The 580-nt window shown below is 32.4% G+C and carries 1 protein-coding gene; it reads left to right on the top strand.

All coding sequences use genetic code 11. The features are described 5' to 3' along the window. Window positions 1-58 precede the first annotated feature (58 nt). Window positions 59-580, top strand: a 522-nt coding sequence (locus GQX97_RS14195) for a peptidylprolyl isomerase (protein ID WP_157152359.1), incomplete at its 3' end; no start/stop codon positions are given.

The raw sequence follows: 580 nt of genomic DNA, 5'->3' as shown, positions 1-580 counted from the left end.
AGTATGGTAATATAAAAGATATAAAATAAATAATATATAAGAGAGGAAATAAAGTTTAATGTTGAAAAAGACAAAAATCATTTTATTATCATTTTTAGCGATAATAACATTTACAGCAGTATTATTGGCACAGAAGCCAAAAACATCTAAAGAGCATTTGTTTATAGAAACAGATTATGGTACTATAGAGATAGCTTTCTATCCTGACAAAGCTCCTAAACATGTGGAAGCTATTAAAAAATTAGCAAATGAAGGCTTTTATAACGGCACACTCTTTCACAGAGTAATACCTGGTTTTATGATACAAGGCGGMGACCCATTAAGCAAACAGCCTAACAGAGCTTTACATGGYACAGGMGGYCCTGACTTTGTAATACCTGCTGAGTTTAATGATGTTTCTCATAAAAGAGGAATATGTTCTATGGCTAGAAGTCAGAATATAAATAGYGCTGGTTCACAGTTCTTTATTTGTGTAGCTGATAGTCCTTTTTTAGAYGGACAATATACTGTTTGGGGTGAGGTTATTAAGGGAATGGATACTGTAGACAAGATAGTTAATCTTAAAAGAGATGCTAATGAT

Source organism: Brachyspira sp. SAP_772, assembly GCF_009755885.1.
Lineage (GTDB): Bacteria > Spirochaetota > Brachyspiria > Brachyspirales > Brachyspiraceae > Brachyspira.
Note: the sequence above shows the minus strand (reverse complement) of the source record. Positions and strands in the feature narration are given on the sequence as shown.